This is a genomic window from Neobacillus solisequens, assembly GCF_051233465.1.
GTDB lineage: Bacteria > Bacillota > Bacilli > Bacillales > Cytobacillaceae > Neobacillus.
Map to the genome: position 1 here is coordinate 1 of NZ_JBKFGJ010000002.1, position 24,165 is coordinate 24,165.

Below are 24,165 nucleotides of genomic sequence, written 5' to 3' on the forward strand. Positions count from 1 at the left end.
GGTGTCCGAAGAAGCTCTAACTTCGGCCAGCAAAGCGGAAATCCAGGCCACAGGTGTCCGAAGAAGCTCTAACTTCGGACAGCAAAGCAAAAAATCCAGGCCACAGGTGTCCGAAGAAGATCTAACTTGGGACAGTAAAGTAAAAATCCAGGCCACAGGTGTCCGAAGAAGATCTAACTTGGGACAGTAAAGTAAAAATATAGGCCACAGGTGTCCGAAGAAGCTCTAACTTCGGCCAGCAAAGCGGAAATCCAGGCCACAGGTGTCCGAAGAAGCTCTAACTTCGGACAGCAAAGCAAAAAATCCAGGCCACAGGTGTCCGAAGAAGCTCTAACTTCGGACAGTAAAGCAAAAAATCCAGGCCACAGGTGTCTGAAGAAGTCGGTCCCAATATTTATTAACTGCGTTTACTGAAGAAGAACGGCCGCCGAGAGTGAAGTGCCTTGAGTGCAAATCAACCACCATTAAAACGTTATTAAAAGAAATTACTTGTACTTTTTGCATAATTTTTCTATAATTTTTATGGGCAGTATCCTACAGGAACTGCACCTTTTTGGAATACTACAATTAAAAAGGTTTCTGCCTAGATCCGTATAACGGACCGGGACAGAGGGATGGAACATGTAATAGAGTAGCTAAAGATCCTCTGCCTTCAGAAGGATCTTTTTATTTGCTCCTCAATCGTTGTATCTCCTCTCCCCATTACAAGGAGGGAAAAGTATGAAGCAAACAACAGATTTTCTGAAAATGAAAGAGAAAAATGAAAAAATCGTCATGCTGACAGCTTATGATTACCCATCTGCAAAGCTTGCAGAACAAGGCGGAGTAGACATGATTTTAGTCGGTGATTCTTTGGGAATGGTCGTTTTGGGCTATGATTCCACGATACCAGTGACGATTGATGATATGATCCATCACACGAAAGCAGTTAAACGAGGAGCAAAGGATACATTTATTGTTACCGATTTACCGTTTTTAACCTATCACCTGTCTGTAAGAGATACATTAATGAACGCCGGTCGAATTATTCAAGAATCAGGTGCCCATGCCGTTAAGTTGGAAGGGGCTGATGATGTAATTGAAAAAATTACAGCCCTGACAAGTGCTGGGATTCCTGTTTGTTCACATTTAGGTTTAACCCCACAATCTGTAGGAGTACTGGGCGGATACAAGGTCCAAGGTAAAGATGCCGAGGCAGCAAGAAAGTTAATAGATGATGCTAAAAAATGTCAAGAAGCCGGTGCGTTTATGATCGTGCTTGAATGTGTGCCTAAACAGTTGGCAGAGGAAGTGACCAAGGAGCTTAACATCCCTGTAATCGGTATAGGGGCTGGTATTGAGGTGGATGGACAGGTTCTTGTTTATCATGACATCCTGGGTTATGGAGTGGAACGTGTACCGAAGTTTGTCAAACAATATCATTCCGTCAATCCATTTATCATTGAATCGATCCAAGCCTACACGAATGAAGTGAAGAATCAGCAATTCCCTGAAGATAAACATACATTTACGATGAAAGAAGAAGAACTAAAGGTGCTTTATGGAGGTCAAGGATGAACGTCATCACCACGATAAACGAAATGCAGGCAGAGCTTTTAAAACAAAAGAGTCAGGGAAAATCTGTTGGGTTTGTCCCAACCATGGGCTTTTTGCATGAGGGACATTTAACATTATTAAGACAAGCACGCAAAGAAAATGACATTGTCGTTTTAAGTATCTTTGTCAATCCACTTCAATTCGGTCCAAAAGAGGATTTTTCCACTTATCCTCGTGATTTTGAACGGGATCGTGCTTTGGCAGAGTGTGAGAAGGCGGATTATCTTTTCTTTCCCTCGGTGGAGGAAATGTATCCAACTGAACCATCTGTAAGTGTAGTTGTCAAGGATCGCACAGATGTCCTTTGCGGTAAATCCAGACCAGGTCATTTTGACGGGGTAGCAACGGTTATTACCAAATTATTTAATATCATGATGCCTTCTAGGGCCTATTTTGGCAAAAAAGACGCCCAGCAGGTTGCTGTCATCGAAGGCTTGATTTCAGACTTCAATTTTCCGGTTGAACTCATCCCAGTTGATATTGTTCGAGAGGAAGATGGACTTGCGAAGAGTTCCCGGAATGTAAATCTGTTACCGCATGAAAGAGAGCAAGCTGTTATTCTCTATAAAAGTTTACAAGCAGCCAAAGAGGAAATTATAATGGGTGAACGGAATCCTGCACGGCTGATTTCTTTTATTAAAGAGATGATTACAAACCAATCTGATGGAGAGGTTGATTATGTTGATATTTATTCCTATCCTAATTTAAAACCACTGGAAAAAATAAAGGGTAGGATTATCATCGCACTTGCTGTAAAATTCTCTAAGGTACGGTTGATAGATAATTTGATTTTAGATATAGATTAAACCATAAAGAGGAGGAACAAACCAAGATGTTTCGCCACATGATGAACGGTAAAATTCACCGAGCTACAGTCACAGAAGCAAACTTGAACTATGTTGGCAGTATCACAATAGATGAAGATATTTTAGATGCAGTTGGGATGGTCGCAAACGAGAAGGTACAGATCGTAAACAATAACAATGGTGCCCGTCTAGAGACCTATATTATCCCAGGGGAAAGAGGCAGCGGGGTTATTTGTTTAAATGGCGCTGCGGCTCGACTAGTCCAAAAAGGAGATATTGTGATTATCATCTCCTATGCCTTGATTCCTGAAGAGAAGGTCCCAACACACCATCCAAAAGTTGCCATCATGGATGAATATAATCGAATTAAAGAACTAATTCACGCTGAACCGGCAAATACTATTATGTAATCCCCATTATTGGGGATTTTTTTTACTAATTGACTGAAAACGGGCAATGAGTTTTCTTTTTGCGCTTTTTGTGATACCGTTTAAGGAACGAAGTTTTGGAGTGTATGAAAATGGAAAATAAATTTGTTGTAGTGGATTTAGAAACTACGGGAAATCTCCCTAAAAAAGGGGACAAAATCATCCAATTTGCGGCTGTGGTGATTGAAAATGGGGTTATTACAGAGAAATTTTCCTCTTTCCTAAATCCGCAAAAAACAATACCAACTTTTATTGAAGAACTAACTGGGATTCGGGATGAAATGGTTAAGGATGCTCCTCTTTTTGCAGAAATTGCCCCAAAAGTTAATTCCTTATTAAAAGACGCCTATTTTGTTGCCCATAATGTTTTATTTGATCTCTCTTTTCTACAAGAGGAGTTGATTCAGGCCGGGTTCCCCGGTTTCTATGGCCCAGTTCTCGATACAGTTGAAATGGCCAGAATCCTATACCCAACAGCTGATGGCTATAAGTTGTCCGACCTTGCTGAAAGAGAAAATCTGCTGCATGACCGACCACACCAAGCTGATAGTGATGCACTTGTAACCGCCGAACTGTTTTTAATCTTAATAAAACGTTTCTGTCAGCTGCCACTTGTAACACTCAGAAGGCTGATGCCGTTATCGGGTGGTCTAAAAAGTGATTTACAGCAATTCCTAGAAGAAATGCTAGAAGAAATAAGTTTCAATGAAGAAGAGCATTCAGACGCTTTTGAAATTTTTAAAGGGATTGCTCTGAAAAAAATACCGGAAAAACAAAAGTTGCTTAGTAATCAGACAGATTTGCAATATCCGAATGGTGAATCAGAAAAAATCAGGATGCTAAAAGATAGCTTCCCTTCTTTTGAAACGAGAGAAGGGCAATTTCAAATGATGGATGCTGTTTTTAACAGTCTTCAAAATGACAATCATACCTTGATTGAGGCAGGTACTGGTGTTGGAAAAACAATGGGTTATCTTTTACCTGCTGCTTATTTTGCCAAGCTTACAAATCAACCCATCATTGTGAGTACACATACGATTCAATTGCAAGAACAAATTTTAAAAAAGGAAATACCCTTATTAAATAAAATACTTCCATTCGAAATCACGGCCGTTTTACGAAAGGGAAGAAGCCATTATATTGATTTAAAAAAATTTAAGAAAACATTGTTGGATGAAGAAAGTGATAATTATGATAGCACTTTAACGAAGATGCAAATTCTTGTGTGGTTAACGGAGACAGAGACCGGTGACAAGGATGAATTGAATCTTTCGAGTGGTGGATCTCTTTTTTGGAATAAAATTAAAAATGATCCTTCTCTCTTTCCAAGTGACCCTGAATGGATAGAAAGAGATTTTTATCATAAAGCAAAGCTGGCTGCAGAAAAGGCAGAAATAATCATTACAAATCATTCTTTGCTGTTAAGTGATCTAAAAGAGAATGGAACTGTTTTACCTAAATATGATTATGTCATAATTGATGAAGCTCATCATCTTGAAAAAACAGCCATTGGATTTTTTGGATATTCACTTGATTATTTATCAACTCGTTTATTACTGGGGCAATTTGGACAGTACGAACAAAAACAGCTTTTTTATGAGTTGGAGGAAATAATCAAAACCAAGGTCCCTAGTTCAGAGGAACCTACTCTACATACCTTTGAATTAAATCAAATGGTTATAGATCTTACTTTTGAAATGGATGAATTTTTTAAATTGATCGCTATATTTGCCAAAAGTCAACAAAGCAACACAAAAGGCTTTTATAAGGCAAAAGTTCGTTTTTCAGAGACCGACTTTTCAAAAGAAAAAAGAGCTCTTATTCATAGTGCAGAAAGACTGATTTTTCTTTTAAAAGATTTTCATTCTTCCATTGAGAACAGATTGGGTTTGATTCAAAAAGAACATAAAATTCTTACACTCGATCAGGAGACAAAGATCGAAGAAATTGCCTTATTCCTCAAAGAAATAGATAACCTAAGGCAGATTGTTAAACATTGTTTTATCACAGATACCCACTTTGTTAAATGGATTGAAATGGATGTGAGGTCTCCGCAAAATGTTACGACGTTCATGGCACAACCTGCTTCGGTAGCACCTGCATTAAAGCAGCAGCTTTTTGAACAGAAAAAAGCAGTCATTCTAACCTCTGCTACACTAACCGTTAATGATTCATTTGATTATATAAAAAAAGAAATGGGGCTGGGCTCAAATTCTGTACATACCTTAACGATCCCATCACCCTTTCATTATCATGAGCAAGTTCAACTTTTAATTCCGGAGGATTTACCTGAAGTAAAAACAGTTTCCTTAGATGAGTATGTGATTGCCATAACGGAACATATTATTACCATTGCAGAGGCTACTAAAGGTCGGATGCTCATTCTATTTACGGCCTATGATATGTTAAAGAAAACACATGAATTAATCAAGGAGAGTGGTTTTCTTGATGATTATGTGCTAATTGCCCAAGGAATCAGCGGGGGAAGTCGTTCTAGGTTGACAAGAAACTTCCAACGATATGACAAAGCCATTCTAATGGGAACAAGCAGTTTCTGGGAAGGTGTAGATATTCCCGGTGAAGATCTATCCTGCTTAATCATCGTAAGGCTGCCATTCAGTCCTCCTGATGAGCCATTTACTGAAGCAAAATGCCAGATCATTGAAAAAAGTGGAGGAAATGCTTTTAAGGAATATTCACTGCCCGATGCCATTCTAAAATTTAAACAAGGTTTTGGCAGGTTAATCAGAACTGAAAATGATCGGGGAATTGTCATTGTTTTTGATAAAAGAATCGTGAATACTCAATATGGAAAGAGTTTTCTGAAATCCATCCCTCCAGTTACTATAAAAAAAGCACCAATGAATGAATTAGTCAAAATTATTCTTTCGTGGTTATGATAAATATTGGAAAATTACACATCCTAATTGTAAGGGAGGATTGTGTATGAAAATTTTACTGATTCTAATTGCCCTATTAATGCCAGGTGCCACTATGGTCCAAGCTTCTTTCACTGGCAAGGTGGAGAATATCGACTTAAATTTAAAGAACCATGAAATGGCCATTACTTTTTTAGGTTTGTCCGCAGGAGAGGCAACATTAATTCAAGGCCCTAATGGCGAAAATATCTTAGTAAATACCGGCGGAAAGAACACTGAAGCAGAGCTGGTAAACTGGTTGGCTCTTTATGATGTAAAGAAAATTCAAACTTTAATCCTTTCTAAGGATGTTCAGAACCTAGCTGTCCCAAGACTTAATAAATTTATTTCAAAATATAACATTAAAGAAATTATTAGTACACCTGCTAATGAAGGTTGGCTTAAGAAAAATATTGACCCGGAAGCTCAGGTGCAAATAACTGTATGGGGTATTGGCACCAAAAAAACGACCATTCCCGATTTAACGGCTGAAGTACAATATGTCGGTAATGAGCCATATGAAGGCTTGGATTTTTTACTACGCTTTTATAAACACCGCATTTTTCTAATGTCTTCATTGAGTGAAAAGTCAGAGGAGACTCTCATGCACAAAAAGTTGGACGGAATAAATGTGTTTAAAACTCCAAACTGTTCAGAGGAAAAGTCATTGTCCGAAGCCTTTATCCAATATCTAAATCCTGAAATTTCAATTCTTTTTGCCTCAGAGGATTCCCACCCGGATCCTAAGATTCTCCATGACCTTCATAAAACTTGGTCTGAAGTATATTTTACTAAACGGCATGGAACCGTTACGGTTAAATTTACCGATTCAAAATATGAGGCCATTACGATTCCGATTGAAGAAGAGGAATAACTTAAAGGATTGAAGTGAAAAAATTTAAAAAAATGCGTGAGTTTCTCAGCAAGTTTCATTGATACCTGTTATAATAGGGAATAGTATTTTACATAAAGAAGTGAGTGAATGTTGAAAAAGTGGATATATTTGGCTGTCATTATTTTCATTGGAATCTTGGCTGCCACGATCAAAATATATGTTAACGCTACTGGGCCTGTGAAAACTGCGGAGGCCAAAGCCCTAACAATTGCTAAAAAACAGATTCAATTCAGTAAGGTTCAGGACTTTCATATTTATAACGGTCTTGAGCGGGTATTTGTTATTGAGGGCAAAAATAAAAAAGGCGAAAAGGTAATTGTTTGGATACCTGAAAAAAGTAAAAAAGTGATTATCAAAAAAGCCAAGAATGGTTTGTCCAAACAAGAGGCTATACAAAAACTAAAAGAAGAGAGTAATCCTAAAAAGATTATATCAGTCAGGTTGGGAATGGAAAAGAATATCCCCTTATGGGAGATCTATTATCGTTCTGATAATAACTTAATAAATTATTATTATATCCATTTCGAAACCGGTGAATGGCTAAAAAAAATTGAGAATCTTTGACAGAAAAGGTGAATGGAGGAATTAAGGTATGGTAGAATTAGCAAATCGGGTGTTAGCTCTTACACCTTCTTCAACACTGGCAATTACAGCAAAAGCAAAAGAATTAAAAGAACAAGGTATCGATGTTATTGGTCTAGGTGCAGGGGAACCTGATTTTAATACCCCAAAACATATTTTAGAGGCTGCAGAAAAATCCATGTACGAAGGACAAACTAAATATACGCCTTCAGCCGGTTTACCTGCATTAAAAAAAGCTATTATTAAAAAATTTGAAACAGACCAAGGCATCTCCTATAACCCTAATGAAATTATTGTGGGAAATGGAGCTAAGCATGCACTTTACACGTTATTTCAAGTTCTTTTGAACGATGGTGATGAAGTCATTGTTCCGATTCCATATTGGGTGAGTTATCCTGAACAAATTAAATTGGCAGGTGGCATCCCTGTTTACCTTGATGGAAAAGAAGAAAATGACTTTAAAATTACTCCTGAGCAATTAAAAAATGCCATTACCAATAAAACAAAGGCTGTTATTATCAATTCACCGAGCAATCCAACCGGGGTTATGTATTCCGCAACGGAGCTATTGGAATTAGGTAAAATCTGCCTTGAAAAAGATATTCTAATTGTTTCTGATGAGATCTATGAAAAGCTAGTTTATGGTGGAGCAAAACATGTTTCAATTGCTCAACTTTCTCCTGAACTAAAAGAGCAAACGATTATTATTAACGGTGTGTCCAAGTCTCATTCAATGACAGGCTGGAGAATTGGTTATGCTGCCGGTAATAAACAAATTATTGAAGCCATGACTAATCTTGCAAGCCATAGCACTTCCAATCCAACGACCACGGCACAATATGCAAGTATTGCTGCCTATAATGGACCTCAAGAGCCGGTAGAGGAAATGAGAAAGGCTTTTGAAGAAAGACTTGAAATTATTTATAAGAAATTAATCGCGATCCCAGGTTTTACTTGTGTAAAACCACAAGGAGCTTTTTATCTGTATCCAAATGTTAAGGAAGCTGCAATCATGACAGGTTATGAAAATGTGGATGATTTTGTTGCAGCATTACTTGTAGAAGCAAAAGTTGCGGTGATTCCAGGCTCCGGTTTCGGTACTCCGGATAATATTCGCCTTTCCTATGCAACTTCATTAGAACAACTAGAAAAAGCCATCGAGAGAATACAGCAGTTTATGACTGCTAAGGTTCAAGCATAATTAAACAATCTATTGCAAAAAGTCTGCACACAGGCAGACTTTTTGTTTTTCCTTACCAAAGTTGGATACCTAAATCCTCTTACTTAAAATTGAAAGTTCATGTTATACTATTTTGGAGGTGTCCAAACTATGAAAGATACTCTATTATCTTGGCTTCAAGAAGGTAATATTACTATTCCAACCTTATTATTTTCTGAATATCGATATCTGAATTTGAACGAGACTGAACTTGTTCTTCTTTTAAATATTCTTACTTTTTTAGAAAAAGGTAATCAATTTCCTACTCCAGAAGAATTATCGGCACGAATGACCATTTCCATTCCAGATTGCAATGAAATGCTAAGAAGATTGATGCAAAGAGGTTTTTTGGAAATTATTGAAGAATATTCACATGAAGGGATCCGATTTGAGAAATATTCTATTCAGCCTTTATGGGAAAGACTGGTTGAACAATTTCTATCTAACCAGAAAAGCAGCCAAGAACAAAATAAGAAATCAGATGAGATGGATTTATATACGTGTTTTGAAAAGGAATTTGGTCGTCCTTTATCACCATTTGAATGCGAATCTCTTGCGATGTGGATGGATGATGACCACCATGATCCGGTTATAATAAAGGCTGCGTTACGAGAGGCTGTCATGTCAGGAAAATTGAACTTCCGTTATATCGATCGAATTCTATTTGAATGGAAGAAAAACGGTATTAAAACCATCGAACAAGCTAAAAATCACGGAAAAAAATTCAGGCAAAAACAAACCCAGAAAACTACTGGACGAGAGGAATCTCATTCAACATCAGTCCCTTTCTATAATTGGCTTGAGCAATAATTAGGCATTAACGAGAGGACAATATTCTCTCGTTTATTTTCATTTTACACGATACCAGGCAGGTGAATGTCATGTTGAATAACACCCAAATTCGATATTGTTTAGACCAAATCGGCGAAATGTTTCCAGAAGCACATTGTGAGCTCTACCATTCCAATCCTTTTGAATTAGTTATTGCCGTATCTTTATCTGCACAATGTACGGATGCATTAGTAAACAAAGTAACTAAGGAATTATTTAAAAAATATAAAACACCAGAGGATTATCTAAGTGTCACATTAGAGGAACTACAAAATGACATTCGCTCTATTGGACTCTTTCGCAATAAAGCCAAAAACATCCAAAGCTTATGTCGATTACTATTGGAGGAATATGGGGGAGAATTACCCAAAGATCGAGATGAATTGACAAAACTTCCTGGAGTAGGAAGGAAAACGGCTAACGTGGTGGTTTCCGTTGCTTTCGATATCCCGGCAATTGCCGTCGATACCCATGTAGAAAGGGTGAGCAAACGTCTAGGTATATGTCGGTGGAAAGACTCTGTGCTAGAAGTTGAGAAAACTTTAATGAGGAAGGTACCGAAAGAAGAATGGTCAAAAACCCATCATCGATTAATTTTTTTTGGAAGGTATCATTGTAAAGCACAGAATCCCCAATGCCCTAGCTGTCCATTATTGGAACTTTGCCGTGAAGGGAAGAAAAGAATGAAAGGGGCTGCGGAAGTAAATGGATGACCAAATGAACATCATTTCTAGCATCCTCAAGGAATGGGAAGGAATACAACCATCTATTGAGAAATCATTCCGTGAACGAAACCAAATAGAAGCAAAGAAATTGATGGATAAAGGAATACAGTTGTTCATTGAATTCTTGATGGTAGCCAATAATCAACCCTATAGCGATCAATTTTCGATCCCATATCAGAAGCTTGAGTGGAAGCCTGTTAATCTAGAGGAAAGATTAAAGTTTATCATGTCCAGACCAAAGCTACATCATTCCTATCGCCAATTATCAGAATTAGTGACAGAACAAAAAAAGCAGTTGGCCAAAAAAAATATCCAAAGAAAAACGTCCAGACCATAATTCTGGACGTTTTTTCAATTTATGTTCCATTTGTACCTGTTGTTTGTCCTCCTGTTGTAGGAGGGGGAGTTTCGCTGTTTCCTTGACCAGGCCCATTATTGTTACCACTATTCCCATTGCCATTATTATTATTGTTGTTACCACTATTCCCATTGCCATTATTATTATTATTGTTATTCCCGTTTCCATTGTTATTTCCGTTTGAATTACCGTTTTCTACATTTCCGGTTTGATCATTTTGCGGACTTGGAATTTCAACGGATGCAGAAGCTGCATTACTTGTTCGACCATCCACTATGGCAACAATCGAGAACGAGTATTTAGTTCCTGGATTTGCAGGAATGGTTAAGCTTTTATCTGAAACCGTAACCTTTTTCGTATTTTTACCATCGCTATAGGTTACCTCAAATTTTGGGTTGCTTCCAGAGCTATTGTAACTCCAGGTCAAGTTGATTTGTTGATTTGTTTCATCATATTTTGCATTCGCGTTAGTAGGTGAATCGATATTTTTATATTTTTCGGATACAGCCTTTGGTATATGACCTTTAACAGCATACTCTGTTGTGACCATACTGTCTGGTGTGTATGAACTAGCTAGGACAGGCGGCATCGTACCTCTTTCAATCTTAACTTTTACAACACTGCTAGGCATGGTGAAATCAGGTGTTGTAACGTCCCTGGACACATAAGTCATTAAATTTTTAAAGATTAATTGAGCGATTCTTTGATTGTCTCCTACTGCTGTAATGGGGTTTTTACGGTCACTGTATCCAGTCCAAATGGATGCTGTATAATTCGTGGTGTATCCAGTAAACCAAGAGTCTGGGACTGATTTACTGCTAGTAATTCCCCATTGTCGCATTTCTTCCTCTGAGTAATTGGTTGTACCTGTTTTTCCGGCGATTGGTAAGCCTGGAACACTGGCTCTTGTACCTGTACCCGGAGAAACTAGCACACTCTTTAGCATATCTGTAATCATAAACGCAGTTGAATCTTTCATCGCTACTTTAGGCTTTGGAGCCATGTCAATCTCAGTTCCATCACGCAATTCAATTTTTACGACAGCATGCGGTTTATTGTAAATTCCATTATTACCGAAAGCCGCATAGGCTCCTGCCATTTCAAGAGGGGAGACACCAATGGTTTTGCCGCCAAAGCCACCTATGGCATAGGATTCATAAATTTCCTTTAAAGGAATGCCAAGGTTAACCGCGAACTCTTTCGCTTTATCCAGACCGACTTGCTGAAGCGCCTGGACAGCAGGTGTATTTCTTGAAAGCTGCAAGGCCGTTCTAATCGTCATGGCACCTTTATAAGACTGGTCCCAGTTGCCAAACTTTTTACCGGTTGAATAGGTAATTGGTTTGTCTTCAATCATTTGATATGTTCCCCAGTTCAAATATTCAATAGCGGGACCATAATCCAGAACAGGCTTTATCGTGGAACCGGGCTGTCTTTTCGTATCAATTGCATAGTTAAACCCTCGGGCAACCTGTGGATTTCTGCCACCGCCAAGGGCACGAATTTCACCCGTTTTGGTGTCAATTAAGGCCACTCCAGCCTGAAACTGATCGTCAGGGAATGGTATATTATCATACGTATTCAATAGTCCATCCACATAGGTTTGAGCATCTTTATCCAAGGTAGTATGGATGATTAATCCATCTGTAAAAATATCAAAATCCGTATTTTTTTTAACTTCATCTATGACAGCATCGACAAATGGGTCAAATGGTTTATCGTTTACGTTACGTTGTTCGGGTTTTAACACATCGTCTTTAACCGAAACCTTCATCGCATCTTCCATTTGCTGTTTGGTAATATAACCATGTTGATGCATCAGACTTAATACGATATTTCTTCTTTTCTCTGCCAAATCTGGATGGGTAAATGGATTATAGTTGTTAGGACTTTGTGGCATACCGGCAATTTGCGCGGCTTCCGCCAATGTTAATTCTTTTAAGCTTTTTCCATAATAAATTTTGGCTGCAGTGGCAATTCCGTGACTGTTTTCAGAAACAAACACTTTGTTAACATACATTTCAAAAATCTGGTGTTTTGTATATTTTTGCTCAAGTTGATAGGCAAGCCATGCTTCTTGCACTTTACGCTTTAACGTTTTTTCATGGGTCAGGAAAGAGTTTTTAACGACCTGTTGAGTGATCGTACTTCCTCCCTCAGCACCAAAGCCATGTTGAAAATTTGCTAAAATCGCACCGCCTAAGCGAATTGGATCAATCCCATGATGCTGGTAAAAACGGTAGTCCTCGGTAGCTAATATTGCGTTTTCAACCACTTTTGGAATATCTGCATAATTAGCATATTCCCGATTGACTGCTCCAACCTCTGTCACTTCTTGATCATTTTTATCTAAAATCTTTGAAGGAATGGGGTCTTTTAGTAATTTAGGATCAAGTGCAGGTGTATCCTTCACTAAATAGGCGAAAGTGCCAACTCCAGCAGCTAAACAAATGAAACCAAAGATAACCAAAAAGAGTAGAATTTTTTTAAATAGTCCACGTGGCTTTTTCTTAGTTTTTTGTTGGCCTTTTGCCTGGAGATTTTTTCGGCGCTCCTCCCTAGATTGGTATTGATCTGCCATTTTGAAATTCCTTCCTTTCAAATCATTCATTTCCCTCAATAAAAAGAGTAAAGTCTCTCTAATATTTTAATATAATCAATTCTTGGCTGAAATCCTAGTGGAATGTGGTGGCCAACCTCTTCTATTTCTTCTTTAGTGATGGATTTTCTGCCACCATCCAACATTCTTTGCCAAAAGATAAATAAATGCTTTGCCTCAAGTAAAAAGACTTTATCCCATTTAGTAAATCGAATGATTACAAAACAAATTCCTCCCTGACCAACTACTTCCTCCATGTGACTAATTTGATGCTGGTGGAAGTTCTTTAATGGAAATGAGGTTGGGTTAATGGTTTCCTTTGCCTCAAAATCAACATACTTTCCATTATATACTCCATTATAATCGGTAGTGGAGGCTAATTTAAAATAGGCCTCTTTAATTACAGCTGCGCTCCGCTTCGGATAATCTACCTGAACAATTTGGATCGGTGTAGGTTTTTTATGGATGACAGCAATTTTTCTGTTACGATAATATTCATTCGATTCATTTAAATCTTCTTCTAACGTCATCCCTCTATTACTATAGGTACTCTTTTTGGTATTATTTACTGATTCTTCCTGTTTCCTTCGTACAAACTTTCTTCCATTAGGGTAATTAACACTCATGATATGTACACCTCTTTATAACATACCTTATGATAACAAATCTAAGCAGAATAGGGTGAATAATATTTGATACCTAGCAAACCCTAATATCAATTGTACTAATCCTCACATGAAAAGAAATGCTTCTTTATACACACCAATAACCTCTAACTTATAAACTATTAACTTAAAGGGATGATCAAAATCATATGAATCCCATTACCATACACGAAGAAATGATCATTCGTCAAATTAAAACTGAAACGGACCTTAAAAATAAGGATAATATCTCAAGAACGAATGCCTATTTTACATATTTTAAAAAGAATTCGGATATATTGTGGTCCTTCCTCGCCAGTATGGTCTCACGGAACGGGGGGTGGAATATGTGTGATTTGGAAGGGTCCACTTTTCGACAATTATTATCACCCCAAATTAGAAAACAGCTGTTTCTAACATATGAAAGGGCTAATTGGCTTATTTTTCATGATGTATTCCCGCAATTGCTGCTCTACCAATATTCGACGAAATCAGGCCGCCCTTTGTTTCACTTACTACCTTATTTTGAGGTTTCTTCTTTTATTCAAAAAGAATGGATTCGATATTGGAAAGAAAAAGACCAAAATCGGTTGACAACTGCTTTAATTATTAATGAGCAAAATGTCATTCAAACCCCGGTGATTGAACATCCCATCTATCAGAAGAAGGTGTTCCATTCATTTTTATTTAACTTTCAAGATTGGCTACATTTTAGTTGTGTATTATTTCCAACATGCGGGGGAGAGGTGTATGGAGCAAGTGTGAATGGCTTTAGGAGTTTGTCTAAAAGAATTAACCTTGGAAAAAGGCTAGCTAGCATTCTGTTTCATCCTCGGTTATACCCTTATTTTTTTGAGTTTGCCGAGAAAACCCCTCATACCGGATCTAGGTCAGATTATGAACAATATTTTAAATTAAAAACACCTGGGAAAACGCCAATTCTTAGATTGACTTTTCCAATTGTTGAACATCATCAAAGGGCTACTGTTGATTGGAGTAAACATCGGATGGTTTCTCCAACATGGCTGTACGGTCCCGCCCGTCATCGCCATCCTATTCATTTAACGGATTGGTACTATAATAAAGCCTATCAACTTCAACTGTTGCAGTCATTCCACCAAACCTTACAGTTAAAGAAGTGGGAATAAGAGAAAAAGCAAGGGTATTTTCCCTTGCTTTAAAAATTTTGCTTATTCTGCTGGCCGATTTGGTCCCTCTAGCTTTTTATCGCCATATCCAACCCGTTGTTCTGTTTGTGATTGTCCAGCTTGCTTTTTAGTTTGATTATTCTTTTTCGTCATCATTTCCACCTCCAATTTTATCATGTGCGGTAATGCAAATTTTCATTCGGATGTTTCTGTCGAATGAAAAAAAGTACATGCCAAATGGACGCTTTCTTTGACGAATCACTTCTAGTTTTGTCAAGCAGGAAGGAAGTGTATGAAAAAGATAGAATTAATAACGTAATTATCTGCGGGGAGGGTCTTAAAAATGAGTGGACGAATGACTGATAAAGAGAAGCTGTTAGCGATGCTAAATGGGATTAATAATCAATTGGAATGTTTAGAGTTAGCACTTGAAGCTTCTTTCTCCGAGCAACGAGTAAGAATGAAAAGGGAAGAGCAGATAAAAGTTGCAAATGTAGTAACAAAACTTACAAACATGGAAGCCAAATGGAATAATAAACAAGTGACAGATGGTAGGGTTCTTTCACCTCAATCAGCCAATACGCTAAAGCTGAAAATGGGTTATTAAAGGGATAAAGAAAAGAGATGCAGCAATGCATCTCTTCATTTTTTTAATTCTCAATGAGGGAGTTTTCAATATGATCCGGCATGACTGCACCTAGTTCTTCGAGTTCACGGACGAGATGACTATATTCTTTAATATTTATTTCATTTTGAATATAGGCTTTTTTGGCAAAATCCATTAGTGTATTAACATCATCTGTACTGTAATCACGACTTTGAATGAATCTGGTTTTTAAATCGCCAATGTTCATGTTTTGCTCCCCCTCCATTTTTTTTTATAGTAACACGAAATAAAACAATTTCTTGTTTTTATAAAATTAAAACTTCAGACAAAATTCTCGGCATTTTGACAGGAAGTTTCATATTTATATGAGTCACCTCTCCCTGTTTGCCCACATAGTTTGTAATAGTGATAAATGCGGAGGAGTGTTTGCCCATGTTTGAAAGAGTGAAGCAATATAGGAATAATCAATTTGGGAATCCCGGGCAAATGATGCAAAACGTTCCATATAGTCAGCAAATGAACCCTATGTACTTCCGGACTCAACAACCCTTTCCATATCCATTAGCACCCCAAAATTATGGGTGGCAGCCATATCAGCAGCAAAGTTCCTATCTTCAGCAAAGTTTTCAACTTCAAGGAGCCCAACCCGGATTCCCTACTCAACATGTTCCAAATTTTAATCAATCACATTACCAGAAGGATTCGCAATTTTTGTTCCATAATCCACTACAACCAAAAGAAGAGATGATTCAACAACCTTATATGCCGATGAATGGTTACCCGATCATGAATCCGTACCCTAAAAATAATGTTATTCCAAAACAGCCAGGTGGTATGCAGTCATTCATGAACTCATTTAAATCACAGGATGGGTCGGTAGACTTTAATAAAATGGTTAACACTGCAGGGCAAATGGTCAATGCAGTGACCCAAGTTGGAAGTTTAATAAAGGGTTTTGGAGGAATCTTTAAAGCATAAAAGAAGACGGCGAATCCGCCGTCTTTTTTATTCATCAATCTCAATAATTTTGCCTTGTTCCCGAGGAATCCGAATTTGAAGTAATCCATCACGATATGAGGCTTTGATCTTCTTTTCGTTGATGGCTTGCGGAAGGGAGATCGTACGGGAAGAGCGCTGCTGGACAAATCTGCGGCTATAAAATTGCCGGTTTTGATCCTCGGCTGTCTCTAGTTCTTTGTTTTCTACTGAAATGGTTAAGTAATTACCGGTGATATTAAGATGGATTTGTTCTCTTTTTACACCAGGAAGTTCTGCTGTGACGATATATTCATTTCCTGATTCCACTGTCTCAGCAACAAAACCTCCTTCAAACGGAAAAGGTGTTTTGAAAAGATCATCAATTGATTGTAAAAAACCCTTAATGGGCTTTTCTGAAAAAAAGTTGTTCATGGATTTAACCAATTCGCCAAAGGGATCAGGAATCGGTTTTTTTGAGTTATTTTTATCAACGGGAAAATTCGATGCCATCCTAAAAGCCCTCACTTTCAAAATTTTTCACGATATCATATGCAAAATAGTATGAGTAGGTGTTTAGTCATAAATTGGTAATAATTTTTTGAACGATTTATGTCAATTTCTATTTGTGTGATCTAAATCACACAAAAAGTGTGACAGGATTTGTATTCTTAAACTGTAATTAAATGAGAGCGAGGGAAAAAAATGTTTTGTTATCAATGTGAGCAAACTCCTTCAGGAGGATGTAAAGTAGTTGGTGTATGCGGAAAAGATGAAACAATCGCAAGTTTGCAGGATACCATTGTGTTTGGATTAAAAGGGATTGCTGCTTATCGGACACATGCCAATCAGCTGGGATACACAGATTCCTTCGTAGATGCAACAACTCATGAAGCATTATATATGACATTAACCAATTCGAATTTTAATGTGCAGGAACATATTAATATGGCCATGCAGGTGGGGCAAGCCGCTGTTAGGGTTATGGAATTGCTTGATAAGGCGCATACTGAACGTTTGGGTATTCCGCAACCAATCACAGTTACTCAAAACAAGATAGAAGGCAAAAGTATTGTTGTAACCGGACATAACCTGTTCGCACTTGAAGAACTGCTTAAACAAACTGAAGACAAAGGAATTAATATCTACACTCACTCTGAAATGTTGCCTGCTCATGGTTATCCGGCATTAAAAAAATACTCCCATTTAAAAGGGAATATCGGAAAAGCTTGGTATGATCAACGTCGCTTATTTGAAAAGTTTCCAGGGGCGATTTTAGCGACGACAAACTGTGTAATGCCAATTAAAGGTACATATGCAGACCGGATGTTCTCCTATGAAGTTGCTGGTCTAGAAGGTGTCGAAAAAATTATCAACGACGATTTTACTCCGTTAATTAATAGAGCGCTGCAGCTTCCTGAAGCTGCAATCGAATCAGACGAAACGTTACTCACCGGTTTCCACCATGAAACCGTACTTGGCCTTGCACCAGAAGTAATCGATGCAGTCAAGACTGGAAAAATTAAACGGTTCTTCGTCATTGCCGGCTGTGATGCACCTGGACAAGGCGGGGACTATTATCGTGAGCTTGCAACATCCCTCCCGCCTGAAGCAGTGATCTTAACAACATCCTGCGGGAAATTCCGTTTTAATGATGTGGACTACGGTACGGTGCCTGGAACCAATATTCCTCGTTATATTGATTTGGGCCAATGCAATAACTCTGTTTCGACTGTAAAAATTGCTGCAGCATTGGCAGATGCTTTTGGATGTGAAGTAAACGAACTACCGGTAAGTATCGTTCTTTCCTGGTTTGAGCAAAAGGCAGTAGCGATTTTATTGGGACTATTCAGTCTCGGAATTCAAGATATCAGAATCGGACCAAAACCACCCGAATTCATTTCTGAAGGCGTATTAAATGTCCTACAAGAAACGTTTAATTTAAAATTAATTGGCACAGCCCAAGAAGATATGGCTGATATGCTTAAATAATAAATACAAAAATACCGCAGCAATTGAGCTGCGGTATTTCCTTTATATCAAATTAATTTCTTCCATTAAAATTTCTATATCTAAAATCATGTTTCCTTCATCATCTACTTCTATTAATTCTTCTTTTTTCATTTTTGTCAAAGTCCTGCTAATGGTCTCTCTAGTCGTCCCAATCATATTGGCCAAGTCTTTATTCGTGAATTCCGCTTTTAATAGAATGGTACCGTCTTCTTGCTCTGTCCCATGTTTTTGGCCCAGGCGAATAAGGAGCTTGATAATTTGTTCATAGGTATTATTAAGGATTTGTTCTTCTAGACGATTTTGTAAGTCAACAATTTTCTCTCCCAGAACCCTGAACACCTTGATGCATAGTTCTGGATTTTCAATCAGAACATGTTCAAATCTGGAAATGGGAATAGCGATTAATGTGGATGGCTCAAGGACTTCAGCATAGGCTGGATAATCGCCTTTGCGGAAAAAACCAACATGGGGAAACATATCGCCTTTCTTGGCTATTGCCACGATTTGTTCTTTGCCGTTTACATCACTCTTATAGATTTTAACCTTCCCATTATAAATAAAATAAACATTTTCTAAAGGATCTCCTTGGAGAAACACATGGCTTTGCTTCTTCCATTCCCTAACAATTGCAATATCCGTTATCTTCGAAAGCTCTATATCATTTAAATTCCGAAAAAGAGTAAACTCTGATAGAACATTTTTAATTTCCTCTATCTTCATGTCATCACCTTCAATTAAAGAATCAATTATTCTCATTGTAACAAAAAAATTACCAAATAGTTATCCTATTAAATAAATGAATTTTCCTTTTGTTCCGAACGCTTATTCGCTAAAATATAGATATGAGGTGAACGGTATGCAATGGAGAAAGAATCTACATGATCTTATACAAGAATTAAAAATTAATGAACAATTTAAAGAAAATATTGTTACTTGGAGAACTATTCCGGAAAAAGAGGCAAAGACTGTACCCCTGCCGGCAAATTTACATCCAGCCTTAAGAGACGCGTTAAAACAAAGGGGGATTGATCAGCTTTATACTCATCAACACTCATCCTATGAGCAAATTATGTCAGGACAAAGTATTGTGGCGGTTACCCCTACTGCTTCAGGGAAAACATTATGCTACAATTTGCCAGTTCTTCAGACGATTTTGCTAAATTCTAATGCTAGAGCATTATATATGTTTCCGACAAAAGCTCTTGCCCAGGACCAAAAAAGTGAAATCAATGAAATCATCCAATCTGCTGGTGTCGAAATAAACAGTTATACTTATGATGGCGATACTCCAGCAAATATTCGGCAACGGGTAAGAAAAGCAGGCCATGTTGTCATTACGAATCCTGATATGCTTCATTCCGGAATTCTTCCGCATCATACAAAATGGGTGTCACTATTTGAAAATCTTAAATTTGTCGTTATTGATGAACTACACACATATCGTGGCGTGTTTGGCAGCCATGTAGCCAATGTCATCAGAAGACTAAAACGAATTTGCAACTATTATGGTAGCAATCCTGTATTTATTTGTACTTCGGCTACAATCGCAAACCCATTAGAACTGGCTAAAAATTTAACAGAAGAAAAGATGAAGCTCATCGATAATAATGGAGCTCCAAGTGGGATCAAGCATTTTCTCTTTTATAATCCCCCCATTGTCAATAAACCGTTAAATATTAGAAAAAGCGCTACACTTGAGGTGCGTAAAATTGCCGGGGAATTATTGAAAAATAAAATTCAAACCATTGTGTTTGCCAGAAGTAGAGTCAGAGTGGAAATCATTCTGACATATCTACAGGAATTAGTGAAAAGTCAATTGGGTGAAAAGTCAATTATGGGGTATCGCGGCGGATATCTACCTACTGAACGGAGAAAGATTGAAAAAGGTTTACGTTCAGGTGATATTTACGGTGTGGTCAGTACCAATGCTTTGGAGTTGGGGGTGGATATTGGCCAACTTCAGGTATGTATCATGACCGGTTATCCCGGGACTATCTCTAGTGCCTGGCAGCAAGCCGGAAGAGCAGGGAGAAGGCATGGAGAGGCGTTGGTGATCATGGTCGCCAGTTCAAGCCCGTTGGATCAATATATCATTCAAAACCCAGAATACTTTTTTAATAAAAGCCCTGAAACGGCTCGAATTAATCCTGATAACCTGATTATTTTAATTGATCATATGAAATGTGCGGCCTATGAGCTTCCTTTTAAAGCCGGTGATAAATTTGGAACAGTGGAAACAGAGGAACTTTTAGAGTATTTAACGGAAGAACGCGTTCTATATCGTAATGGTGATAAATGGTATTGGATGAATGATTCCTTTCCTGCACATAACATCAGTTTGCGCTCCGCCTCTCAAGAAAATGTCATCATTGTAGATCAAACCAATGTTGCCAACGTTAAGGTCATTGGAGAAATGGATCGTTTTTCAGCTATGACCCTTTTGCATGATGAAGCAATCTATCTTCATCAAGGTATACAATTCCAGGTAGAAAAGCTGGATTGGGAGGAGAAAAAGGCCTTTGTTCGGGAAGTGGCTGTAGATTATTTTACCGATGCCAATCTTGCTGTTCAATTAAAAGTGTTAGAAGTAGATAGATTAACAAGCAAGTCTGAAGCAGAAATAGGTTATGGGGATGTCAGTGTCAGAGCCATGGCGACGATTTTTAAAAAAATTAAATTTGAAACCCATGAAAACATTGGGTCAGGCCCCATCCATCTCCCTGAGGAGGAGCTTCATACGAATGCGGCTTGGATCTCATTAAATCGCAATCTTGCTGAATGGGAGCAAGAGAGAATGGAACAAGGTCTTATTGGAGCAGCACATGCTCTTAACCATATAGCACCTTTATTCGTGATGTCAGATCCGCAAGATATACATGTTATCCCACAGGTTAAGGCGGATCATAATGAAAAGCCAACGATTTTCTTCTATGATCGATATCCTGGAGGCATTGGCTTAAGTGAAAAGATTTATACAGGACTTCAGGACATAGTATCCGAGACCAAAAATATGGTTGCCCAATGCCAGTGTGAATCGGGGTGCCCTTCCTGTATTGGAACCGAGGCTATAAATGAGACAGCGAAAAGAGATGCCGTGAGAATACTTGAAGCTTTATTATCGTCAACTGAAACGGAGAAGGATGTATCGCAATGTCTTTGAAAAATAAACTAAATCGCCTAAAACCCCATCTTTCACTCGGTGAAGGGGTTGGAAAAACAGAAGTATCACCCAATAGGGAAGGAAAAGTGGAAATACCTTTTCTAGAAAGATGGCAAAATGAACAAGTTTCACCGTTTTTTTTTGATGGGACCTATTGTTTCATTCGTGAGGTGAGATTCCCTCTTTCCCATAAGCACGGTCATTATCAATTTGCTGATTTTTTAAAGGCAATTAACCTGTGGAATGAAACTCATATCAAACATCCGCTATCAGCACAGGGGTTTAACGGGGCGGATTTATTCTTTTTTGATACTGAAACAACAGGGCTTGGCGGAGGAGTGGGCAATACCATCTTTCTGTTGGGATATGCCAGTGTACAGGGGGATCATCTTTTACTTAGGCAGCACTTACTGCCAAACCCAGGGGCAGAAATACCTTTATATCAGAGCTTTCTGGAAAAGGTCAATTACAAAACGCTTGTTACTTATAATGGGAAAGCCTTTGATTGGCCACAGGTCCAAACAAGACACACACTTGTAAGAGATCATGTTCCTAAATTACCGGCATTTGGCCATTTTGATTTATTTCATGCTGCCAGAAGGCTTTGGAAGCACAAATTAGAGCGTTTAAAGCTATCTATTGTGGAAAAAGAAGTTCTTGGGATTGAAAGAACCGATGATATTCCAGGCTATCTTGCACCGATGATTTATTACGATTTTATTGAAAATAAAAATCCTGAAGGAATTTTGGGTGTAATGAAACACAATGAAATCGATATCCTCTCACTGGTTACCCTATACACTCACTTAACTTTTCAACTTTGTGGGGTTGACCAGGCCCAAACGAGAATGGAATCATATGAGGTTGGACGTTGGTTTGATGCCTTGGGAGAAAAGCAGAAAGCCAAAGAAGTCCTTACAAATCTCATGGATCATCATGATTTGACATCTTGCAAAGCAAAGCTAACATTAGCTTACCAATATAAAAAAGAGAATAACTGGCAAACGGCCAGGAAATTATTTGAAGAGATTACGACTTCAGATTCTGATGAGAAGATGCTTCTTGAATCCTATTTAGAGCTTGCGAAGATTCATGAGCACCGGATTAAAAATATTGAGCTAGCCATTGATTATTGCTATAAAGCTATTGACCTATTAAAAATAGTCCAAATCCCTAAAATTTCTGGTGACCAGTCACCTGAGCAATTTCAAAAAAGGCTCAAGCGTTTAGAGAAGAAACTATTGAACGAGTTACATTAAAAAAATGTAACAAAAATTTCATAATTAATTGCTATAAAACTACCAATTCCATATTGTCTTGCTCCAAATAAAGAGGTACAATTTTAAATTGTGTTGAGTAAAAAATAAGTTTAAAATCTTTATGGAGCTGGTATTATGTATAAGGCAATTTTAGTTTTATTTTTCGTCGTGGTATGTTTGACTGCCTTCATCTTTTCAAGCTTAAGAGACAGTTTTTATACATTTTTATAAATCGAGTTTGTCCTAATCGGCAAAAATAGGTCATTTCATTAGTACAAGAATACTCCTTTCCTCATAGGCTGTTAATGTAAATAGAAAATAACCGAAAGGAAGGAGAACTTAATATGTTTCTTGGAGCTAATGTTACACCTCCGGTCATTCATCCAACAACAAATTTTGTGAACCATACTTTTTCAACTACTGTGGTTCCGCACATTCATCCAATTCATACAACAACAATCAATCATCATTTGTATCAGCATAAACACTACTGTCCTCAAACTGCTTCATGCGCTGAGGAGGTATGTAATCAGCAGATCAACTGCTGTAATCCGTGTGCCCCTCAAGCAGCGATGCCGATGTCTAATGCATTGCCGAATGCAGTACCAAACGCTGCACCAGGCTTTGGAGCAGCAGGTTATGGAATGCCGGCCCCTGGAATGGGAGCCCCTGGTTTTGGACCAGGTCCGTTTATGAGAAGAAGACCTTAAAATTAGTTTATGTCACTAAACAGGGGCTTTATGCCCTTGTTTTTATTTATTATCGGCATGTATGGTATGCTGTTAAGAAAAAGAGTTGATCATTAGCTAAATGAGTTAATAAAGGAGTGTGACCTTTATTAAAGTTCTAACAATATCTGGTTATAAATCCTATGAATTGGGAATTTTTAAAAAGGATGATCCGGCGTCTATCTTTATTAAAGGGGCAATAAAGAAATCGCTGCAACCTCTGGTGGAGGCAGGTTTAGAATGGGTTCTGATCAGCGGCCAATTAGGTGTCGAGCTTTGGGCGGCAGAGGTCGTTTTTGAACTTCAAACTGAGTTCCCAGAATTAAAACTAGCTGTTATTACTCCATTTTTAGAACAAGAAGCAAGCTGGAGTGACACAAATAAGGAATGGTATGAATCCGTTCTTATGCAAGCAGACTTCATTGACTCCGTCACAAAAAAAGGCTATGAAAAACCATGGCAATTTCGCTTGAAAAACCAATTTTTTATTGAAAAAAGTAATGGGTTATTGCTGCTTTATGATCAAGAAAAGGAAGGCAGCCCTATGTATTTATATGAATTAGCCCAACAATATCAAAAAAATAATCCATTTTATCTTGAATTAATTACGTTTTATGACCTGCAAATGATTGTGGAAGAAGAACAATTAAAACAATCAGACTTTTATTAAATCA

24 protein-coding genes are annotated in these 24,165 nt (G+C 37.9%); 19 read left to right on the forward strand and 5 right to left on the reverse strand.

Features of this window, described 5'->3' with window-relative positions; genetic code table 11:
* From ACI3K6_RS00420 to ACI3K6_RS00470, 11 genes are all read left to right on the forward strand, one after another.
* Positions 1-190, forward strand: a 190-nt coding sequence (locus ACI3K6_RS00420) for a hypothetical protein (RefSeq protein ID WP_435553255.1), incomplete at its 5' end; no start/stop codon positions are given.
* A gap of 530 nt (positions 191-720) precedes the next feature.
* On the forward strand, positions 721-1,557 hold the full coding sequence (gene panB, locus ACI3K6_RS00425) for a 3-methyl-2-oxobutanoate hydroxymethyltransferase (protein ID WP_435553256.1): 837 nt from the start codon (positions 721-723) through the stop codon (positions 1,555-1,557).
* Positions 1,554-2,402 (forward strand): pantoate--beta-alanine ligase, encoded by an 849-nt coding sequence (gene panC, locus ACI3K6_RS00430; protein WP_435553257.1) that lies wholly within the window; start codon positions 1,554-1,556, stop codon positions 2,400-2,402. The genes panB and panC overlap by 4 nt, the downstream gene beginning before the upstream one ends.
* Before the next feature lie 26 nt (positions 2,403-2,428).
* A complete protein-coding gene (gene panD, locus ACI3K6_RS00435) occupies positions 2,429-2,812 on the forward strand; it encodes an aspartate 1-decarboxylase (RefSeq protein ID WP_435553258.1) in 384 nt (127 codons plus the stop codon).
* 110 nt (positions 2,813-2,922) lie between these two features.
* Positions 2,923-5,730 (forward strand): ATP-dependent DNA helicase DinG, encoded by a 2,808-nt coding sequence (gene dinG, locus ACI3K6_RS00440; RefSeq protein ID WP_435553259.1) that lies wholly within the window; start codon positions 2,923-2,925, stop codon positions 5,728-5,730.
* 46 nt (positions 5,731-5,776) lie between these two features.
* Positions 5,777-6,622, forward strand: coding sequence for a ComEC/Rec2 family competence protein (locus ACI3K6_RS00445; RefSeq protein WP_435553260.1), 846 nt, complete (start codon positions 5,777-5,779; stop codon positions 6,620-6,622).
* A gap of 108 nt (positions 6,623-6,730) precedes the next feature.
* Positions 6,731-7,207, forward strand: coding sequence for a cell wall elongation regulator TseB-like domain-containing protein (locus tag ACI3K6_RS00450; protein ID WP_335478164.1), 477 nt, complete (start codon positions 6,731-6,733; stop codon positions 7,205-7,207).
* Between the two features lie 28 nt (positions 7,208-7,235).
* Positions 7,236-8,426: a pyridoxal phosphate-dependent aminotransferase gene (locus ACI3K6_RS00455; protein WP_335478166.1), complete on the forward strand. Its 1,191-nt coding sequence runs from the start codon at positions 7,236-7,238 to the stop codon at positions 8,424-8,426.
* A gap of 129 nt (positions 8,427-8,555) precedes the next feature.
* Positions 8,556-9,254, forward strand: a complete 699-nt coding sequence (locus tag ACI3K6_RS00460) for a DnaD domain-containing protein (protein WP_435553261.1) — start codon at positions 8,556-8,558, stop codon at positions 9,252-9,254.
* 71 nt (positions 9,255-9,325) lie between these two features.
* Positions 9,326-9,988, forward strand: a complete 663-nt coding sequence (gene nth, locus ACI3K6_RS00465) for an endonuclease III (RefSeq protein WP_335478170.1) — start codon at positions 9,326-9,328, stop codon at positions 9,986-9,988.
* On the forward strand, positions 9,981-10,337 hold the full coding sequence (locus ACI3K6_RS00470) for a YpoC family protein (protein WP_435553262.1): 357 nt from the start codon (positions 9,981-9,983) through the stop codon (positions 10,335-10,337). The genes nth and ACI3K6_RS00470 overlap by 8 nt, the downstream gene beginning before the upstream one ends.
* A gap of 19 nt (positions 10,338-10,356) precedes the next feature.
* Here ACI3K6_RS00470 and ACI3K6_RS00475 read toward each other — a convergent pair whose 3' ends face one another.
* Together ACI3K6_RS00475 and recU are read right to left on the reverse strand one after the other, a co-directional pair.
* On the reverse strand, positions 10,357-12,939 hold the full coding sequence (locus ACI3K6_RS00475) for a PBP1A family penicillin-binding protein (protein WP_435553263.1): 2,583 nt from the start codon (positions 12,937-12,939) through the stop codon (positions 10,357-10,359).
* A gap of 35 nt (positions 12,940-12,974) precedes the next feature.
* Positions 12,975-13,583, reverse strand: a complete 609-nt coding sequence (gene recU, locus ACI3K6_RS00480) for a Holliday junction resolvase RecU (RefSeq protein ID WP_435553264.1) — start codon at positions 13,581-13,583, stop codon at positions 12,975-12,977.
* A 215-nt stretch (positions 13,584-13,798) separates the two neighbouring features.
* Here recU and ACI3K6_RS00485 point away from each other — a divergent pair, with 215 nt between their 5' ends.
* Together ACI3K6_RS00485 and ACI3K6_RS00490 are read left to right on the forward strand one after the other, a co-directional pair.
* On the forward strand, positions 13,799-14,749 hold the full coding sequence (locus ACI3K6_RS00485) for a DUF2515 domain-containing protein (RefSeq protein WP_435553845.1): 951 nt from the start codon (positions 13,799-13,801) through the stop codon (positions 14,747-14,749).
* A 343-nt stretch (positions 14,750-15,092) separates the two neighbouring features.
* Positions 15,093-15,356, forward strand: a complete 264-nt coding sequence (locus ACI3K6_RS00490; RefSeq protein WP_435553265.1) for a hypothetical protein — start codon at positions 15,093-15,095, stop codon at positions 15,354-15,356.
* Positions 15,357-15,399: 43 nt separating this feature from the next.
* Here the strand turns inward: ACI3K6_RS00490 and yppF are convergent, their stop codons facing one another.
* Entirely contained in the window at positions 15,400-15,603 is a 204-nt protein-coding gene (yppF, locus tag ACI3K6_RS00495) for a YppF family protein (protein ID WP_335478182.1), read from the reverse strand.
* Positions 15,604-15,788: 185 nt separating this feature from the next.
* Between yppF and ACI3K6_RS00500 the strand changes: the two genes are divergently transcribed.
* On the forward strand, positions 15,789-16,334 hold the full coding sequence (locus ACI3K6_RS00500) for a YppG family protein (RefSeq protein WP_435553266.1): 546 nt from the start codon (positions 15,789-15,791) through the stop codon (positions 16,332-16,334).
* Positions 16,335-16,361: 27 nt separating this feature from the next.
* On the opposite strand, the gene ACI3K6_RS00505 is transcribed toward ACI3K6_RS00500, so the two are convergent.
* On the reverse strand, positions 16,362-16,844 hold the full coding sequence (locus ACI3K6_RS00505; protein WP_335478186.1) for an Hsp20/alpha crystallin family protein: 483 nt from the start codon (positions 16,842-16,844) through the stop codon (positions 16,362-16,364).
* A 192-nt stretch (positions 16,845-17,036) separates the two neighbouring features.
* Between ACI3K6_RS00505 and hcp the strand changes: the two genes are divergently transcribed.
* The gene (hcp, locus tag ACI3K6_RS00510; RefSeq protein WP_435553267.1) at positions 17,037-18,323 is read left to right on the forward strand and encodes a hydroxylamine reductase; all 1,287 of its coding nucleotides are present in this window, start codon (positions 17,037-17,039) and stop codon (positions 18,321-18,323) included.
* 42 nt (positions 18,324-18,365) lie between these two features.
* On the opposite strand, the gene ACI3K6_RS00515 is transcribed toward hcp, so the two are convergent.
* Positions 18,366-19,064 carry a Crp/Fnr family transcriptional regulator gene (locus ACI3K6_RS00515; RefSeq protein ID WP_335478190.1) on the reverse strand — a complete coding sequence of 233 codons (699 nt, stop codon included), beginning with the start codon at positions 19,062-19,064 and terminating at the stop codon, positions 18,366-18,368.
* 136 nt (positions 19,065-19,200) lie between these two features.
* Between ACI3K6_RS00515 and ACI3K6_RS00520 the strand changes: the two genes are divergently transcribed.
* The 4 genes from ACI3K6_RS00520 (at position 19,201) to ACI3K6_RS00535 (ending at position 24,161) form a co-directional block, all read left to right on the forward strand.
* Positions 19,201-21,504: a DEAD/DEAH box helicase gene (locus ACI3K6_RS00520; protein WP_435553268.1), complete on the forward strand. Its 2,304-nt coding sequence runs from the start codon at positions 19,201-19,203 to the stop codon at positions 21,502-21,504.
* Entirely contained in the window at positions 21,495-22,763 is a 1,269-nt protein-coding gene (locus ACI3K6_RS00525) for a ribonuclease H-like domain-containing protein (protein ID WP_435553269.1), read from the forward strand. Before ACI3K6_RS00520 ends, ACI3K6_RS00525 begins: the two co-directional genes overlap by 10 nt.
* 344 nt (positions 22,764-23,107) lie before the next feature.
* On the forward strand, positions 23,108-23,473 hold the full coding sequence (locus ACI3K6_RS00530; protein ID WP_435553270.1) for a CotD family spore coat protein: 366 nt from the start codon (positions 23,108-23,110) through the stop codon (positions 23,471-23,473).
* 127 nt (positions 23,474-23,600) lie between these two features.
* Positions 23,601-24,161: an SLOG family protein gene (locus tag ACI3K6_RS00535; protein ID WP_435553846.1), complete on the forward strand. Its 561-nt coding sequence runs from the start codon at positions 23,601-23,603 to the stop codon at positions 24,159-24,161.
* Positions 24,162-24,165 lie beyond the last annotated feature (4 nt).

Coding starts and splice junctions, on each gene's coding strand:
- panB (WP_435553256.1), top strand. CDS start 721: ATGAAGCAAACAACAGATTTTCTGAAAATGAAAGAGAAAAATGAAAAA.
- panC (WP_435553257.1), top strand. CDS start 1,554: ATGAACGTCATCACCACGATAAACGAAATGCAGGCAGAGCTTTTAAAA.
- panD (WP_435553258.1), top strand. CDS start 2,429: ATGTTTCGCCACATGATGAACGGTAAAATTCACCGAGCTACAGTCACA.
- dinG (WP_435553259.1), top strand. CDS start 2,923: ATGGAAAATAAATTTGTTGTAGTGGATTTAGAAACTACGGGAAATCTC.
- ACI3K6_RS00445 (WP_435553260.1), top strand. CDS start 5,777: ATGAAAATTTTACTGATTCTAATTGCCCTATTAATGCCAGGTGCCACT.
- ACI3K6_RS00450 (WP_335478164.1), top strand. CDS start 6,731: ATGTTGAAAAAGTGGATATATTTGGCTGTCATTATTTTCATTGGAATC.
- ACI3K6_RS00455 (WP_335478166.1), top strand. CDS start 7,236: ATGGTAGAATTAGCAAATCGGGTGTTAGCTCTTACACCTTCTTCAACA.
- ACI3K6_RS00460 (WP_435553261.1), top strand. CDS start 8,556: ATGAAAGATACTCTATTATCTTGGCTTCAAGAAGGTAATATTACTATT.
- nth (WP_335478170.1), top strand. CDS start 9,326: ATGTTGAATAACACCCAAATTCGATATTGTTTAGACCAAATCGGCGAA.
- ACI3K6_RS00470 (WP_435553262.1), top strand. CDS start 9,981: ATGGATGACCAAATGAACATCATTTCTAGCATCCTCAAGGAATGGGAA.
- ACI3K6_RS00475 (WP_435553263.1), bottom strand. CDS start 12,939: ATGGCAGATCAATACCAATCTAGGGAGGAGCGCCGAAAAAATCTCCAG.
- recU (WP_435553264.1), bottom strand. CDS start 13,583: ATGAGTGTTAATTACCCTAATGGAAGAAAGTTTGTACGAAGGAAACAG.
- ACI3K6_RS00485 (WP_435553845.1), top strand. CDS start 13,799: ATGATCATTCGTCAAATTAAAACTGAAACGGACCTTAAAAATAAGGAT.
- ACI3K6_RS00490 (WP_435553265.1), top strand. CDS start 15,093: ATGAGTGGACGAATGACTGATAAAGAGAAGCTGTTAGCGATGCTAAAT.
- yppF (WP_335478182.1), bottom strand. CDS start 15,603: ATGAACATTGGCGATTTAAAAACCAGATTCATTCAAAGTCGTGATTAC.
- ACI3K6_RS00500 (WP_435553266.1), top strand. CDS start 15,789: ATGTTTGAAAGAGTGAAGCAATATAGGAATAATCAATTTGGGAATCCC.
- ACI3K6_RS00505 (WP_335478186.1), bottom strand. CDS start 16,844: ATGGCATCGAATTTTCCCGTTGATAAAAATAACTCAAAAAAACCGATT.
- hcp (WP_435553267.1), top strand. CDS start 17,037: ATGTTTTGTTATCAATGTGAGCAAACTCCTTCAGGAGGATGTAAAGTA.
- ACI3K6_RS00515 (WP_335478190.1), bottom strand. CDS start 19,064: ATGAAGATAGAGGAAATTAAAAATGTTCTATCAGAGTTTACTCTTTTT.
- ACI3K6_RS00520 (WP_435553268.1), top strand. CDS start 19,201: ATGCAATGGAGAAAGAATCTACATGATCTTATACAAGAATTAAAAATT.
- ACI3K6_RS00525 (WP_435553269.1), top strand. CDS start 21,495: ATGTCTTTGAAAAATAAACTAAATCGCCTAAAACCCCATCTTTCACTC.
- ACI3K6_RS00530 (WP_435553270.1), top strand. CDS start 23,108: ATGTTTCTTGGAGCTAATGTTACACCTCCGGTCATTCATCCAACAACA.